This window comes from Ornithinibacillus sp. 4-3, assembly GCF_040958695.1.
Taxonomy (GTDB): domain Bacteria; phylum Bacillota; class Bacilli; order Bacillales; family Amphibacillaceae; genus CALAMD01.
In genome coordinates this window covers 2,220,614-2,235,697 of record NZ_CP162599.1, presented here as the reverse complement: position 1 = coordinate 2,235,697, position 15,084 = coordinate 2,220,614, and the positions used below count along the sequence as shown (strand labels likewise).

The window sequence follows — 15,084 nt, the reverse complement described above, 5'->3', positions numbered from 1 at the left end:
GGAAGATCGTGTTAGTATCATTAAATTGGTTGAAAAATTATATTGATGTTGGTTCACATACACCAGAAGAATTAAGTGAATTAATTACAAAATCTGGTATCGAAGTAGACGGAATTAAATATGTTGCAGAAAAAAGTAAAGGTGTTGTAGTAGGGCATGTAGTGTCTTGTGAGAAACACCCAAATGCAGATAAATTAAATCTTTGTCAGGTAGATATTGGTGAAGAGCAATTACAAATTATTTGTGGAGCACCTAATATTGCGGCAGGACAGAAGGTAGCTGTAGCAACTCCAGGAGCAGTACTACCAGGTAATTTCAAAATTAAAAAAGTGAAATTACGTGGTGTGGAATCAAATGGAATGATTTGTTCTTTACAAGAGCTTGGAATTAGTGAAGAATTTATTCAAACAGAGTATGCGAAAGGAATTTTTGTTTTCCCAGAGGATACAGAAATAGGGCAAGAGGTAACTTCTTTACTAAACTTAGATGATGCAATTCTAGAATTTGATTTAACACCAAATCGTTCGGATTGTTTAAGTATGTTTGGTGTAGCACATGAAGTTTCTGCCATCATTAATAAACCAATTACGTTTCCTGATGAAACATTAGAAACTGCTGAGGAAAAAGCGGTGGATCGTGTATCCATTGGCGTAGATGTTCCAGATTTAGCACCATACTATGCTGGTTTTCTAATCAAGGATTTAGAGATTAAGGAATCACCATTATGGCTTCGTAATTATTTAATGGCTGCTGGTATTCGTCCAATTAATAATGTGGTGGATATTACAAACTATGTATTAATGGAATATGGTCAGCCGCTTCATGCATTCGATTTTGATTTATTACAAACAGATAAGATTGTGGTTCGTTTAGCTACAGAGAATGAAAAAATTATTACTTTAGATGATAAAGAAAGAACATTAACAACAGATAACTTAGTTATTACAGATGGAGAAGTACCTGTTGCATTAGCTGGAGTAATGGGTGGAGCGAATACAGAAGTAAATGATCAAACCAAAACAATATTACTGGAAGCGGCGTATTTTGATCCTGCTACAGTACGTAAAAATGCACAACTGACTGGTATTCGTAGTGAGGCAAGTACACGCCTTGAAAAAGGGGTAGACCCAGATCGCGTTTATCGTGCAGGAATTCGTGCATGTCAACTTCTGCAGAAATATGCAAATGGCGTAGTTTTAGCTGAACCTGCTGTTTTTGATCAGTTAGATCGTTCTGAAAAGTCGATTGAGATCGAAAAAGGAGAAGTAAATAAACGTTTAGGTACAGATATTTCTTCAGAAGAAATTGAAAAAATCTTAACGAAATTACAATTTGCGTATAAACGTGACGCAGAGCAATTTCAGGTAAGTATCCCAACACGTCGTGGAGATATTTCTATTTTTGAAGATATGTTAGAAGAAATTGCTCGTATCCATGGTTATGATAATTTACCATATACTTTACCTACAAGTTCCTCACGCCCAGGTGGTTTGACAAATCGTCAACTGTTAAAGCGTAAGGTAAAGAACTATTTACAAGGTGTAGGCTTGATGGAAACCATTACTTATTCATTAACAAAAGCAGATTTTGTGGATAAATTAATTAGCCCGGAAATAGCTGAGCTTGATACAAATCCTGTTTCCTTGTTAATGCCAATGAGTGAGGATCATAAATATTTACGTGTAAGTCTATTACCTGAATTATTAGGCTCTACGTCTTATAATCATGCACGTAAGCATTCAAATGTTGCGTTATATGAAGTAGGTTCTGTGTTCCTTTCACAAGAAGAAACGTTAACAACTCAACCTGATGAAAATTTACGCGCTGCTGGAGTATTGACTGGTACATGGATAGATCATAAATGGCAACAGAATAATAAAAAAGTTGATTTCTATGTAGCAAAGGGAATTGTTGATGGACTATTCCAGTATTTAGATCTTTCTGTTACGTATAAGCAATCACAGGTGAAAGATATGCATCCAGGTAGATGTGCAACATTGCATATTGGGGAAGAAGTAGTTGGATTTGTTGGGCAAGTACATCCACAGCTTGCAAAAAACCTAGACTTAAAGGATACGTATGTTTTCGATATTAATTTAGAAAGCATTTTGGAAAAAGTAGAGATTGAACCAAGCTATGATGCGATTCCAAGATATCCATCTGTAACTCGTGATATTGCATTTGTAATGGATCAGGATGTAGAAGCAGGGGCGATCAAAGCTGTAATCGAAGAGAATGGAGCTTCTATTGTGAAGCAAGTGGAAATCTTTGATGTATACACAGGTGAAAACTTACCAGAAGATAAGAAGTCCATTGCATACAGCTTACACTTCCAGCACCCTGAACACACATTAACAGATGAGGAAGTTGAAGCAGTTTATCAGGATATTATAGCGAAGGTTAATGAAGCATTTTCTGCTTATGTTCGTTCATAAAGAAGAAGTAGTTATTAAAAATCAGAAGCAAGGGAGCTAATTACCCTTGCTTCTGATTTTTTTATGTTAAATAATTCTTTGCTTTTTCTGTATTAGCGAAATGAAATTTTGCGCATTGCTGTAAGGTAGTTATCCCTTTATTTTTAATGATTTTTGCTGCTAATTGATCAACCTGCTTAGAAGCTCCTTTAAGCAATGGAAAGCCTACCTTTTCAGAAAGCTTATCCATTTCATTAATAAAGCTAACTCGAGCAAGAATAGAGGCTGCTGCTACAGCTAAAGAGAAATCCTCTGCTTTTGTTCTGAAAAATGTTTTAGCAGGAAGTGTAGCATGTTCACTTCGTAAGTGCTTTTGATAGACATGTGGTTCACAGAATTGATCAATTAATATTCCATCATAGCTAGATCCTGCGATCTTTTTTAATAAGATTTGAATAGCATGATGATGAAGCATTGTTTTCATTTTTCCTTGTGACCAGCCCTGTGCTTGTAGCTTATTATATTTTTCATTATGCAAAACGAGTAATGCGTAAGGAATTTGTATTTGCATTAGCTGTTGAGAAAGCAGTTTGATTTTTTCATCTGTTAATTTTTTTGAGTCAGCAATACCGATTTCTTTTAAAAGTGGAATTTGTTCTTTAGTAACATAAGCACTAGCAACCGTAATTGGCCCAAAATAATCTCCAGTTCCTGATTCATCTGAACCAATATGATCAGCTGTAAATAATGAAACTGAAGGTAGATAATGATGAGGTGCTCTCTCTGGTTTCTTAGAAGAATTTTGGCTATTTAATGGTTGGCCTTCCCATTTCTTCCATTCTGCACTAGGATTTTTTCCTTGAAAAAGTACTTTTCCTGAATGATATGCGGTGATAACTGCGCCAGGAAGCTTTGCACTAAAAACAGCTCCATTCGGTGGTGTAACCAAATGCGGCTGATAAGTTTTCTTCATTTTCTCAATCTCGTCCATAGAACAGCTTATTGTATAAGACGCCATAATATCTTCCATCCTTTCCCTTCCTCAACTATAGCAGAGCTTTTTCAAAAGTTAAATGCTTTTTATATCTTGGATTGTTTCCTAATTAATCATATTCTGTTAAAATAATAAAATGAGTGTCGTTAATTGTCGTCACACTTTATGAATCAGGCAGGAGGAATCCCAATGACTGCAAATGACAAGAATAAAATAACTGTTGAGATTTTTCATAAATCGTATACAATAGTTGGTCATGAAGCTAAAAGTCATGTTGAATTAGTCGCTGAATCTGTTGATCAGAAAATGCGTGAATTACAAAAAATGAATAATAAATTAGATACAGCTAGATTAGCGGTACTTACTGCAGTTAATACGATGAATGATTATTTGAAATTACAAGAAAAATACATGGAATTAGAACGCTCCATGAATGAAAATGAGAAAGAGGAACAATAAATATGTTAAGTCTTATCATATATGTATTACTAATTTTTGGAATACTAATGGGATTAAAGCGTGGTTTTGTCCTACAGGTATTTCATTTAGTTGGTTTTATTGTTGCGTTCATTGTTGCAACAATGTATTACGATCGTCTTGCTCCTTATTTAACACTCTGGGTTCCATATCCAGATTTATCAGGGGACAGTACATGGGCAGCATTTGTGCAAAATATTCCAGTGGAGGAAGGATTTTATAATGGGATTTCCTTTGTAGCTATCTTTTTTGCAACAAAGATTGTCTTGCAAATTATTGCCTCCATGTTAGATTTTGTAGCATCACTACCAGTTATTGGTTTAGTGAATAGAATAGGAGGAGCTATACTTGGATTTGTTGAAGTATATGCTATCCTTTTCTTCATTTTATTTATTTTAGCATTAGCACCATTTGAATTTGCACAAACATGGATTAATGATTCGTCTATTGCTTTACGCATCATTGAAGAGACACCATACTTATCTGAAAAAATATCAGAATTATGGTTTTCTCTAACTGGCGATGAAATAATGAAAAAATAATAAGAAAAAGATAATGGTCTGGTTTTTTGAGGTATATGAAATATCATATGTCTTTGATGAACACAGACCTTTTTCTTAATGGTAGTAAAAATTTAAGCTTTTGGTTTAACATCGAACGGTAAGAAAGTAGGGAAATTCATGAATAAAAAAGATATCATTCAATTATTAGAAAAAATCGCGTTATATTTAGAAATAAAGGGAGAAAGCAATTTCCGAGTTTCTGCGTATCGTAAGGCGGCTCAAGCGATTGAGCGAGATGAACGCTCCTTAGGTGAGATAGATGATTTTGGACAAATTAAAGGAATTGGTAAGGGAACAAATGCGGTCATATCAGAATTTATCGAAACAGGTAATTCAGTTACTCTAACAGAATTAGAAAGTGAGATTCCAGTCAGCTTATTGGATTTATTGCACATTCCCGGATTAGGTGGAAAGAGAATTGCTAAGCTATATCAGGAATTAAATATTATTGATATTGCTTCCTTGAAAGAAGCTTGCACAAATGAATCATTAGAACAATTGCCTGGGTTTGGTAAAACAACAGTAAAAAATATATTAAAAGCAATCAATGAACTTAATCAACGTCCTGAACGTATTCCTGCTGCGATTATGCTATCATTAGCAGAAAAAATAGAAGCTGCTTTATTAGAAATCCCATCTATTATTCGTTTTTCAAGAGCAGGCAGTTTGCGTCGTATGCGAGAAATGTTAAAAGATATTGATTTTATTATTGCTACAGAAAATTCAAGAGCGACAGGAGAAGCGCTTGTTAACTTAGACGGTGTAAAGGAAATTATTGCACATGGAGATACAAAAGTATCTGTAGTATTTGCAGATGTTTATGATATTTCAGTTGATTTTCGTCTTGTTACAAAGTCTGAGTTTGCAACAACCCTTCATCATTTTACTGGTTCAAAGGATCATAATATTGTCATGCGCCAAATTGCAAAATCCCGTGGTGAAAAAATCAATGAATATGGTGTTGTAAATGAGGAAACAGGTAAGACACAGACTTTTACTTCAGAAGAGAAATTCTTCGCTCATTTTGATCTTCCATTTATTCCACCAGAGATTCGTGAAGGAACAGATGAATTTATTCAAATGAAAGAAAAACAAAGCTTTATTTCTCCAGAAGATATTTTAGGAGATCTCCATCTACATACTACATGGAGTGATGGAGCTGGATCTATTGAGGAAATGGTGCAAGCAGCAATAGAACGTGGTTATAAATATATGGCGATTACAGATCATTCGAAGTTTTTACGTGTCGCTAACGGATTATATGAAAATAGATTGAAAAGACAAATCGAAGAAATAATTTCTATTCGTGATAAATATCCAGATTTTTATATTTTTACAGGAACTGAAATGGACATTTTACCAGATGGCTCATTGGATTTTGATGATGAGATGCTAAGTAAATTAGATTTTGTAATTGCGTCTATTCATTCAAGCTTTAACCAAACAGAAGAGCAAATTATGCATCGTCTTTACCAAGCAATGGAGAATCCTTTCGTAAACTTAATTGCTCACCCTACAGGGCGCATTCTTGGAGGTAGAGCTGGATATGATGTGAATGTGGAGAAATTAATTGAAAAAGCTGTTGAAACAGGAACAGCCTTAGAAATCAACGCAAATCCACATCGTTTTGATTTATCTGCGAAATGGGCAAGAATTGCAGAAGAGCAGGGAGCTATTTTATCCATCAATACAGATGCACATAATATTCAGGGATTAAATCATATGGGGTATGGTGTTTCTGTAGCGAAAAGAGGATTTATTCAAAAGGATACGGTTATTAATACATGGTCATTAGAAAAACTAAAAGCATTTATAACTAAAAATTAAGCTATATCATTACTTTGAATGAAAATAAAGAGGAATAAAAGGAGTATTATGCATAATGAATGATCGAATGCTTCGTGTGCTTGAATATAATAAAATTATTGAGCAATTGAAGACACATACGGAAACATCATTTGGAAAATCATTGGTTGAAGAACTAAAGCCGGCTATAACATTAACTGAAGTTCAACAATTACAAATGGAAACAGATGAAGCAATGCAGCTTCTCCGCCTAAATAAAGTTATTCCACTTGGAGGAATTCGTGATATTCGAGCACACGTAAAACGAAGTGTGATTGGTGGAATATTAAATCCTTCTGAATGTCTAGATGTGGCGAATACAATTTATGGTGGAAGAAATGTAAAGCGATTTTTAGAAGAAGAGAAAGAAGAGGAACTAGAAGAAAAGCTTCCGATATTACAACAATTAGCAGAACAGATTACTCCTTTACGTTCATTAGAACAACAAATAAAAATGTGCATTGATGACAATAGTGAAGTGCTAGATGGTGCAAGCGATGCATTGCGTCATATTCGTTCATCAATTCGTACATTTGAGAATCGAATTCGAGAGCGAATGGATCAATTTATTCGAACAAAGAGTAGTTTATTATCTGATGCAATTATCACCATTCGAAATGGACGTTATGTTTTACCAGTAAAACAGGAGAGTCGTGGTGCTTTTGGTGGAGTAGTTCATGATCAATCTGCATCTGGTCAAACATTGTTTATGGAACCAAAAGCCATTGTTGATTTAAATAATCAGCTGCAAACAGAAAAAGCAAAGGAAAAACAAGAGGTTCAGAAGATTTTAAGCAAGCTGACTGAAGTAATTGCTGAACATAATGAAGAACTCTATCAAAATGTAGAACGATTAGCCGAAATAGATTTTATTTTTGCTCGTGCAAAATTAGGTTATACCATGCGAGGCTCAATGCCGAAGCTGAATGAAGATGGAATCATTAAGTTAAAACAAGCACGTCATCCTTTACTTCCTACTGATGAGGTTGTAGCAAATGATGTAGAAATTGGCGAAAGCTTTACCTCGATTTTAATTACAGGACCTAACACTGGTGGAAAGACCGTTGTTTTAAAAATGGTTGGGCTGATTACGTTAATGGCACAATCAGGTTTACAAGTTCCTGCATTAGATGGATGTGAAGTTGCAGTATTTACAAATGTGTTTGCGGATATTGGTGATGAACAATCTATTGAACAAAGCTTGAGTACTTTTTCATCTCATATGACGAATATTGTTCGTATCTTAGAGCAGGTAGACTATCAAACTTTAGTTTTATTTGATGAATTAGGTGCAGGTACAGATCCAGGAGAAGGGGCGGCACTTGCGATGGCTATTTTGGATGAAGTTATTTCACGTGGTGCTCGTGTTATCGCAACAACGCATTATCCTGAGTTAAAAGCGTATGGTTATAATCGCGAAAATGTGGTGAATGCTTCTGTAGAATTTGATGTCGAAACATTAAAACCAACCTATCGATTATTAATTGGTGTGCCTGGAAGAAGTAATGCGTTTGAAATATCTAAACGACTCGGTTTAGAAGAGAGAATTATTAACCAAGCAAGAGACTTAGTTGGTATTGATTCTAAAAATGTAGAAAATATGATTGCTTCCTTAGAAAAATCTCAAATTCAAGCTGCAAATGAATATGAAGAAGCACATCAAGTATTATTAGAAAGCGAAAAACTCCGTGCTGAATTAGAAGCAGAATGGGAGAAACTTAATGCTACTCGTGAAAAGCTCTATAAGCGTGCAGAAGAAAAGGCTGAAAAAGCAGTTCAACATGCATTAGAAGAAGCAACTGCAATTGTTGAAAAAATAAAAGCAATGGAAGCAGATGTTACTTTTAAAGAGCATGAATGGATTGACGCTAGAAAATCGCTAGAGGATGCAAAATTAAAATTATCTGGAGCTAATCAAGAAGATCCCGAAGAGTCTAGTGAAGCAGCAAATAATGAATTAGAACCTGGCGATGATGTTCAACTATTAACATTGAATCAATCAGGAACAGTGATAGAGCAGGTTAATAAGGAAGAATATTTTGTATCTGTTGGAGCATTACGTTTAAAAGTTCCTCGTAAAAATTTAAAAAGATTGAAAAAGAAAAAAACGGTTGAACAAAAGCCAGTTAGTGTAGTGAGAGGATTAAGTGCACATGTTCGTCCAGAACTAGATCTTCGTGGAGAGCGCTATGAAGATGCATTATTACAGCTAGAAAAGTATATTGATGATGCTATATTAGCAAATTACGCTAAAGTTTCTATTATCCATGGAAAAGGAACCGGCGCCTTACGTAAAGGAGTTCAGCAGTTTGCGAAAAAACATTCACGCATTACGTCTTATCGCGATGGTTCTGCAGAAGAGGGCGGCTCAGGAGTCACTGTTATTGAGTTTTAAATAGACAAAGGAAGAAAAAGGAGATGCTATTATTGCTACTAGATAGATTAGCAAAAATTTTAATCATTGTTGCAATAGGCTTTATCATCGTAGGCGGAATTTATTGGTTCAGCATGTAAAAAGGCTTAGAAACAGATGACTAAGCATTGACATGTATAGGCTAGTTACATACAATATGAGTGGATGAACATTCGCTCATATTGTTTTTGTTATGGAGTAAGAAAGTATATATAATTTACGCAAACTAATGCTTATTCAGAGATAGCGTTGTCTAGCTCCGAGCGCCAAAAACTAAGAGATTTCACGTCACACCCTACAATAAGTCAACATCGGTTCGTTACCTCACCGTGTTTCCTTTATCTCGGTTGTGCCGCTCCAATCTCTACGTTTTTAAGCGGGCGCTCTGCGCTTTTCGTTCTGGAAATTGGATTGCAGAAAAACACCTGCTTTTCTAGCTTTCTATGATAAGATAAAATAAATATATTGATATTTACATATCGATTATATTTTCTGAAAATACATAACAATCAACGAAATGAATCATTCGTACAAAAGAAGCTGTTATGGTATTCTAGAGGAGGATGAAATGGGAATGATAAAATCTGAAATAAAGGATCAAATTGCTACTTTAACATTAAATAGCCCTCCGGCAAACGCTCTATCAAGCAAACTAATAGAAGCCGTTGCGGAGAAGCTGGACGAGTTAGAAAAAGATAATACTGCGAAAGTAATTATCATTAAAGGTGAAGGAAAATTCTTTTCTGCAGGTGCAGATATTAAGGAATTCACGGAACTCGACCATGCTGAAGCATATCAAGCGTTAGCAGAAAAAGGGCAAAAGTTATTGAAGCGAATGGAGTATTTTTCCATCCCAATTATTGCAGTCATTCATGGTGCAGCTTTGGGCGGTGGATTAGAACTAGCAATGGCCTGTCATATTCGTATTGTGACAGAAGACGCGAAGCTAGGGCTACCAGAGTTAAATTTAGGAATCATTCCTGGCTTTGCTGGTACACAGAGATTACCTCAATATGTAGGTGTAGCAAAAGCTTATGAAATGATTTTAACTGGAACATTTATCTCTGGAAAAGAAGCCGTACAATTAGGACTTGCTAATAAAGCTGTGTCTGAAGATAAATTAGAAGAAGAAACGATGAAGCTTGCGACAAAAGTTGCTGAAAAAAGTATGTCAAGCATTCATAAAGTAATGGAATTAATCCCTTTCGCAAAAACAAGCCAGTTCGAACAAGGCTCTTTAGCGGAAGCGAAAGCATTTGGAGAAGTTTTTGGTACAGAGGATGCTAAAGAAGGCGTCCAAGCATTTTTAGAAAAAAGAAAGCCTAACTTCCAAGACAAGTAAACCGAAGGAGGAAAATGAAATGGATATTTACGTGCTATTAAAAAGAACTTTTGACACCGAAGACAAGATTGTTGTACAAAATGGTGAAATTGATGATGATGGTGCGGAATTCATCATTAACCCATATGATGAATATGCAGTAGAAGAAGCAATTGCTCAACGAGATGAGCATGGTGGAGAAGTTACTGTTGTGACAATAGGTGATGAGGATAGCGAAAAGCAACTGCGCACAGCATTAGCAATGGGCGCAGATAAAGCTGTGCTTATTAATACAGAAGATGATTTAGAAGATGGCGACCAATATACTACAGCTAAAATCCTACATGCATTCTTTGAAGAGAATGAAGCAGATTTAATTTTAGCAGGTAATGTTGCGATTGATGAGGCAAGTGGGCAAGTTGGACCACGTCTAGCTGAATTATTAGATATCGCTTATGTAACAACAATTGTTGATTTAAAAATTGATGGAACTGACGTGCAAATTGAAAAAGATGTTGAAGGTGACATCGAAAAAATTGAAACATCCCTTCCACTTCTAGTTACATGCCAACAAGGTTTAAATGAGCCTAGATATCCTTCTCTTCCAGGAATTATGAAAGCGAAGAAGAAGCCTCTTGAAGAGCTTGAAATTGATGATTTAGACCTTGATGAAGATGATGTTGAAGCAAAAACAGAGACAGTTGATATTTTCTTACCTGCTCAAAAAGAAGCAGGACGTGTATTAGAAGGAACAACCGAAGAAAAAGTGAAAGAGCTTGTATCTTTACTAAAAAACGAAGCGAAAGTATTGTAATCGTTACTTGAAGAAGGGAGAAAGAACATGAGTCAAAAAGTGCTAGTTATTGGTGAAGCAAAAGACGGAGAATTAAGAAATGTAACTTTTGAAGCAATCGCGGCAGCGAAGAAAATAGATTCAGGAAGTGAAGTAGTAGGTGTACTTTGCGGTACTGGTAGTTTAGAAAGCCAAGCCCAAGAAATGATTTATCATGGTGCTAATAAAGTTGTTACTGTAGCCCATGATAATTTAAAAGAATATACATCTGAAGGTTATGGACAAGCAGTGCTTGCTGTTATTGAGGATGAGTCACCAGACGCAATTTTAATGGGGCATACAGCGATTGGGAAAGATTTAACACCCAAGATAGCAAGTAGATTAGATTGTGGATTAGTATCTGATGCTGTTGATATTGAAGAAGATGGCGATCAAATTGTATTCACTCGACCAATTTACTCTGGTAAAGCATTTGAAAAGAAAATTATTAAAGATGGAATTATATTTGCGACTATCCGCCCAAATAATATTTCGGCTTTAGCAAAAGATGAATCACTTTCTGGATCTATTGAAGAAAAAGCAGTAGATATTTCAACACTACGAACAGTTATTAAAGAAATCATTCGTAAATCTGGTGATGGAGTAGATATGTCTGAAGCAAAAGTAGTTATTGCAGGTGGTCGAGGTGTGAAGAGCGCAGAAGGCTTTCAACCGCTATATGAATTAGCAGATGTACTAGGAGGAGCAGTAGGTGCATCACGTGGAGCGTGTGACGCAGATTACTGTGATTATTCCCTACAAATTGGGCAAACTGGTAAAGTAGTAACACCTGATTTATATATAGCAGTAGGTATTTCTGGTGCGATTCAGCACTTAGCTGGAATGTCTAACTCCAAAGTAATTGTGGCTATTAACAGTGATCCAGAAGCTAATATTTTCAAGATTGCAGATTATGGAATTGTAGGAGATTTATTCGAAATTATTCCACTGCTAATTGAAGAAATTAAAAGCTTAAATTAATCATTTTTATCTGCAAAAATATGTAAGCAAAGTATTAGCGTAGAGAATCTATCGGTGTTATACTTAATTCAGTTTAGTATGAATGGAGGAAGAAATGAAATGGCTATTTTAGATGTTACAGATACAAATTTTTCTGAAAAAACTGCTGAAGGTTTAGTACTAGCTGATTTTTGGGCACCTTGGTGTGGACCTTGTAAAATGATTGCACCGGTACTTGAAGAAATAGATGGTGAAATGAATGACAAGGTACAAATCGTTAAGCTTGATGTAGATGAGAACCAAGAAACAGCAGGTAAATTTGGAGTTATGAGTATCCCTACTTTATTACTTTTTAAAGATGGTAATGTAGTGGATCAAGTAGTAGGCTTCCAACCTAAAGAAGCATTAGTTGAATTAATTAACAAACATGCTTAATTGCAAATAGGAATGAACAAAGAGGGATTGCCGGAATTATTTCCAGCAATCCCTTCATTCTTATGTTTATGATAAATAGCCGAATTTTCTTAATATATTACGATGAGGGAATATGTATGAATCAAATAATTAAAGAAAAATTAGCCGTTTTACCAGCCCTACCTGGATGCTATCTGATGAAAAACAGACATGAACAAGTGATTTATGTTGGTAAATCAAAAAACTTAAAAAATCGTGTGCGCTCTTATTTTACTGGCGCAAATGATAGAAAAACACAAAGACTAGTACAGGAAATTACTAGTTTTGATTATGTTGTCACAAATTCGGAAATAGAAGCACTTATACTAGAAATGAATTTTATAAAAAAATATGATCCAAGATATAACGTACTTTTAAAAGATGATAAATCTTATCCCTATTTAAAAATTACTGCGGAGCGACATCCGCGTTTATTGATCACTCGACAGGTGAAGAAGGATAAGGGGAAGTATTTTGGACCGTATCCTAATGTTTTTGCTGCAAGGGAAACAAAGAAATTATTAGATCGCCTTTATCCATTACGAAAATGCAATAATCCTCCAGGAAGATATTGTTTATATCATCAGATGGGACAATGCTTAGCATGTAGTAAAATTCCACCATCTGAGGAAACCTATAAGCAAATTGTCCAGCAGCTATCATCATTCCTTCAAGGTGGATATAAAGAAATAAAGAAAGAATTAAAGGAAAAAATGCTAGTAGCTAGTGAACAGCTTGATTTTGAACGTGCAATGGAGTTGCGTGATCAAATTGAGCATATCGAAATTGTAATGGAAAAACAAAAAGTAATTTTAAATGATAAAATAGACCGAGATATATTTGGTTTTAGCTATGATAAAGGTTGGATGTGTATTCAAGTTTTCTTTGTTCGCCAAGGAAAGCTTATTGAAAGTGATGCTTCTGTATTTCCGTTTTTTGGAGAAGCACAGGAAGCATTTACTAGCTATATTGGTCGTTTTTATTTACACCAAAATCATATTAAACCTAATCATATCCTTGTTCCAGTTGGTACAGATACTGATTTAATTGCTGAATTACTAGATACACATGTCTATACACCATATCGTGGGCAAAAGAAAAAGCTTGTTGACTTAGCAGTAGAAAATGCCCAAATTGCCTTGAAAGAGAAGTTTTCGTTAATTGAAAGAGATGAAGAAAGAACGATAGTTGCAGTAGAGCAGTTAGGTAAGATCTTACAGATTGAAACACCGCATCATATCGAAGCTTTTGACAACTCTAATATGCAAGGTACAGATCCAGTTTCTGCAATGGTTGTGTTTACAGACGGAAGACCAGATAAAAAAGGTTATCGAAAATATAAAATTAAATCTGTAGAAGGACCAGATGATTATGAAACAATGCGAGAAGTTATCCGACGTCGTTATACGAGGGTATTAAAAGAAAATCTTCCATTACCAGATTTAATCATTGTGGATGGTGGTAAAGGGCAAATGAGCGCTGCATTAGATGTTTTAGAAAATGAGTTAGGTCTTGATATTCCTTTATGTGGATTAGTGAAGAATGATAAACATAAGACAAGCGAAATTTTATATGGCAATCCTCCAGAGGTTGTTCCATTAGAGAGACGTTCACAGGAATTTTATTTGGTTCAGCGTATTCAAGAAGAAGTCCATCGATTTGCTATTACATTCCACAGAGAGCTAAGAGGAAAAGGTTTGTTTCAGTCGGAGCTAGATTCTATTCCAAATGTAGGGCAGAAGCGAAGAAAATTATTATTAACCCATTTTCAAACAATGGAAAATATAAAGAATGCATCGATTGAGGAAATAACGAAGCTTGGCATACCGCGAAAGGTAGCTGAGGGAATACAGGATCATTTAAATAATAAAGAGTAAGCGAGTAGAATGTAAAATATCCACTACTGAAAATATTTGCTTTTTCAGCAGTGGATATTTTTTTGCTTTCTATTTAGTGAATACCACTTGAAATTCAACTTGATGAATTTTAGTGTGAATTTCTTCTGTACACTCACATTCAACACCGATTACATGTTGAACTGCCTCCGCAAGAAATCCGGCTTCTAGACGGAATTCTGTTTGAAATGGTGCTAGTAATCGATAAGCTACAGCGTCAGCAAGCAAATGAAAGGTAATAGAACGCTTTGTCTCTTTAATAAGTTCTAATTTTCCCCAACCTAATTTTTCGAATATTAATCCGATATCTTGCATGGACTGTATTTCAAACTTACGTGCTATATTTTTCCCAGTAAAATATAGCAGAGTGTCTGCTTCATCACCAAATAATTCTGGAAGGCTTATGTAACGAAGTATATCGTATCCCGCACCTGATGTATGCAATTCATCTAATAAGGAAGGAGGGAATACTTCGGGTCCTTTTGGCATGGATGTTCATCCTTTCCTACAAAAATAAAACAGATAACCTTTAAATAATTGCTAGTATCATTATCTATATAATCAAGATATTGTGCAAGTAGAACCAAAATGCATAAAAATTAATAAATGCTATAATGAGATTAGAGTCATATGAAAAAGGAATAAAAGGATATGGCGCATATTTAAAGGCTATAATGAAATCCTGAAAAGTAATAAAGGTCCTACCCTTGACGATACATGTAGATACAAGTACAATAAATATGTCACAAAATGTACTTTTTTACACTATCAAATAAGGTAAGGATTCAGTTACGATTGTAACTGAATTTTTAGGTGATAGTAAGAGCGCAATTAAAGCATTCCTTAAAGGATTGTGAAGTAGTTTCTTTAAAACTTGCATTAATTTCTTTTTAATAATGCGTACAGCTACATTTGTG

At 35.1% G+C, this 15,084-nt stretch carries 12 protein-coding genes; 10 read left to right on the top strand and 2 right to left on the bottom strand.

The features are described from left to right. Positions 1 to 8 precede the first annotated feature (8 nt). Positions 9 to 2,435: a phenylalanine--tRNA ligase subunit beta gene (gene pheT / locus AB4Y30_RS10980; RefSeq protein ID WP_368652277.1), complete on the top strand. Its 2,427-nt coding sequence runs from the start codon at positions 9 to 11 to the stop codon at positions 2,433 to 2,435. Positions 2,436 to 2,496: 61 nt separating this feature from the next. On the opposite strand, the gene rnhC is transcribed toward pheT, so the two are convergent. Further along, positions 2,497 to 3,444 carry a ribonuclease HIII gene (gene rnhC, locus AB4Y30_RS10975; protein ID WP_368652276.1) on the bottom strand — a complete coding sequence of 316 codons (948 nt, stop codon included), beginning with the start codon at positions 3,442 to 3,444 and terminating at the stop codon, positions 2,497 to 2,499. 153 nt (positions 3,445 to 3,597) lie between these two features. Between rnhC and zapA the strand changes: the two genes are divergently transcribed. The 9 genes from zapA (at position 3,598) to uvrC (ending at position 14,149) form a co-directional block, all read left to right on the top strand. Next, positions 3,598 to 3,867 carry a cell division protein ZapA gene (gene zapA, locus AB4Y30_RS10970; protein WP_368652275.1) on the top strand — a complete coding sequence of 90 codons (270 nt, stop codon included), beginning with the start codon at positions 3,598 to 3,600 and terminating at the stop codon, positions 3,865 to 3,867. A 2-nt stretch (positions 3,868 to 3,869) separates the two neighbouring features. Further along, positions 3,870 to 4,427 (top strand): CvpA family protein, encoded by a 558-nt coding sequence (locus AB4Y30_RS10965; protein WP_368652274.1) that lies wholly within the window; start codon positions 3,870 to 3,872, stop codon positions 4,425 to 4,427. Between the two features lie 138 nt (positions 4,428 to 4,565). Beyond that, positions 4,566 to 6,275: a DNA polymerase/3'-5' exonuclease PolX gene (gene polX / locus AB4Y30_RS10960; protein WP_368652273.1), complete on the top strand. Its 1,710-nt coding sequence runs from the start codon at positions 4,566 to 4,568 to the stop codon at positions 6,273 to 6,275. A gap of 55 nt (positions 6,276 to 6,330) precedes the next feature. Then, positions 6,331 to 8,688, top strand: a complete 2,358-nt coding sequence (locus AB4Y30_RS10955) for an endonuclease MutS2 (protein WP_368652272.1) — start codon at positions 6,331 to 6,333, stop codon at positions 8,686 to 8,688. Between the two features lie 586 nt (positions 8,689 to 9,274). Further along, positions 9,275 to 10,048, top strand: coding sequence for an enoyl-CoA hydratase (locus AB4Y30_RS10950; protein ID WP_368652271.1), 774 nt, complete (start codon positions 9,275 to 9,277; stop codon positions 10,046 to 10,048). Between the two features lie 19 nt (positions 10,049 to 10,067). Beyond that, the gene (locus AB4Y30_RS10945) at positions 10,068 to 10,841 is read left to right on the top strand and encodes an electron transfer flavoprotein subunit beta (RefSeq protein ID WP_368652270.1); all 774 of its coding nucleotides are present in this window, start codon (positions 10,068 to 10,070) and stop codon (positions 10,839 to 10,841) included. A 27-nt stretch (positions 10,842 to 10,868) separates the two neighbouring features. Further along, a complete protein-coding gene (locus AB4Y30_RS10940) occupies positions 10,869 to 11,840 on the top strand; it encodes an electron transfer flavoprotein subunit alpha/FixB family protein (RefSeq protein WP_368652269.1) in 972 nt (323 codons plus the stop codon). A 99-nt stretch (positions 11,841 to 11,939) separates the two neighbouring features. Continuing rightward, positions 11,940 to 12,254 carry a thioredoxin gene (gene trxA / locus AB4Y30_RS10935; RefSeq protein WP_368652268.1) on the top strand — a complete coding sequence of 105 codons (315 nt, stop codon included), beginning with the start codon at positions 11,940 to 11,942 and terminating at the stop codon, positions 12,252 to 12,254. Between the two features lie 116 nt (positions 12,255 to 12,370). Beyond that, complete coding sequence (uvrC, locus tag AB4Y30_RS10930; RefSeq protein WP_368652267.1) at positions 12,371 to 14,149, top strand: excinuclease ABC subunit UvrC; 1,779 nt, start codon at positions 12,371 to 12,373, stop codon at positions 14,147 to 14,149. Positions 14,150 to 14,218: 69 nt separating this feature from the next. Here uvrC and AB4Y30_RS10925 read toward each other — a convergent pair whose 3' ends face one another. Next, a complete protein-coding gene (locus AB4Y30_RS10925; RefSeq protein ID WP_368652266.1) occupies positions 14,219 to 14,656 on the bottom strand; it encodes a YslB family protein in 438 nt (145 codons plus the stop codon). Positions 14,657 to 15,084 lie beyond the last annotated feature (428 nt).

What these genes read in the sequence shown, in the direction of transcription:
- AB4Y30_RS10955 (WP_368652272.1), top strand. Translation starts at nt 6,331, where the DNA reads ATGAATGATCGAATGCTTCGTGTGCTTGAATATAATAAAATTATTGAG.
- uvrC (WP_368652267.1), top strand. Translation starts at nt 12,371, where the DNA reads ATGAATCAAATAATTAAAGAAAAATTAGCCGTTTTACCAGCCCTACCT.
- AB4Y30_RS10940 (WP_368652269.1), top strand. Translation starts at nt 10,869, where the DNA reads ATGAGTCAAAAAGTGCTAGTTATTGGTGAAGCAAAAGACGGAGAATTA.
- polX (WP_368652273.1), top strand. Translation starts at nt 4,566, where the DNA reads ATGAATAAAAAAGATATCATTCAATTATTAGAAAAAATCGCGTTATAT.
- AB4Y30_RS10945 (WP_368652270.1), top strand. Translation starts at nt 10,068, where the DNA reads ATGGATATTTACGTGCTATTAAAAAGAACTTTTGACACCGAAGACAAG.
- AB4Y30_RS10965 (WP_368652274.1), top strand. Translation starts at nt 3,870, where the DNA reads ATGTTAAGTCTTATCATATATGTATTACTAATTTTTGGAATACTAATG.
- rnhC (WP_368652276.1), bottom strand. Translation starts at nt 3,444, where the DNA reads ATGGAAGATATTATGGCGTCTTATACAATAAGCTGTTCTATGGACGAG.
- zapA (WP_368652275.1), top strand. Translation starts at nt 3,598, where the DNA reads ATGACTGCAAATGACAAGAATAAAATAACTGTTGAGATTTTTCATAAA.
- AB4Y30_RS10950 (WP_368652271.1), top strand. Translation starts at nt 9,275, where the DNA reads ATGGGAATGATAAAATCTGAAATAAAGGATCAAATTGCTACTTTAACA.
- trxA (WP_368652268.1), top strand. Translation starts at nt 11,940, where the DNA reads ATGGCTATTTTAGATGTTACAGATACAAATTTTTCTGAAAAAACTGCT.
- AB4Y30_RS10925 (WP_368652266.1), bottom strand. Translation starts at nt 14,656, where the DNA reads ATGCCAAAAGGACCCGAAGTATTCCCTCCTTCCTTATTAGATGAATTG.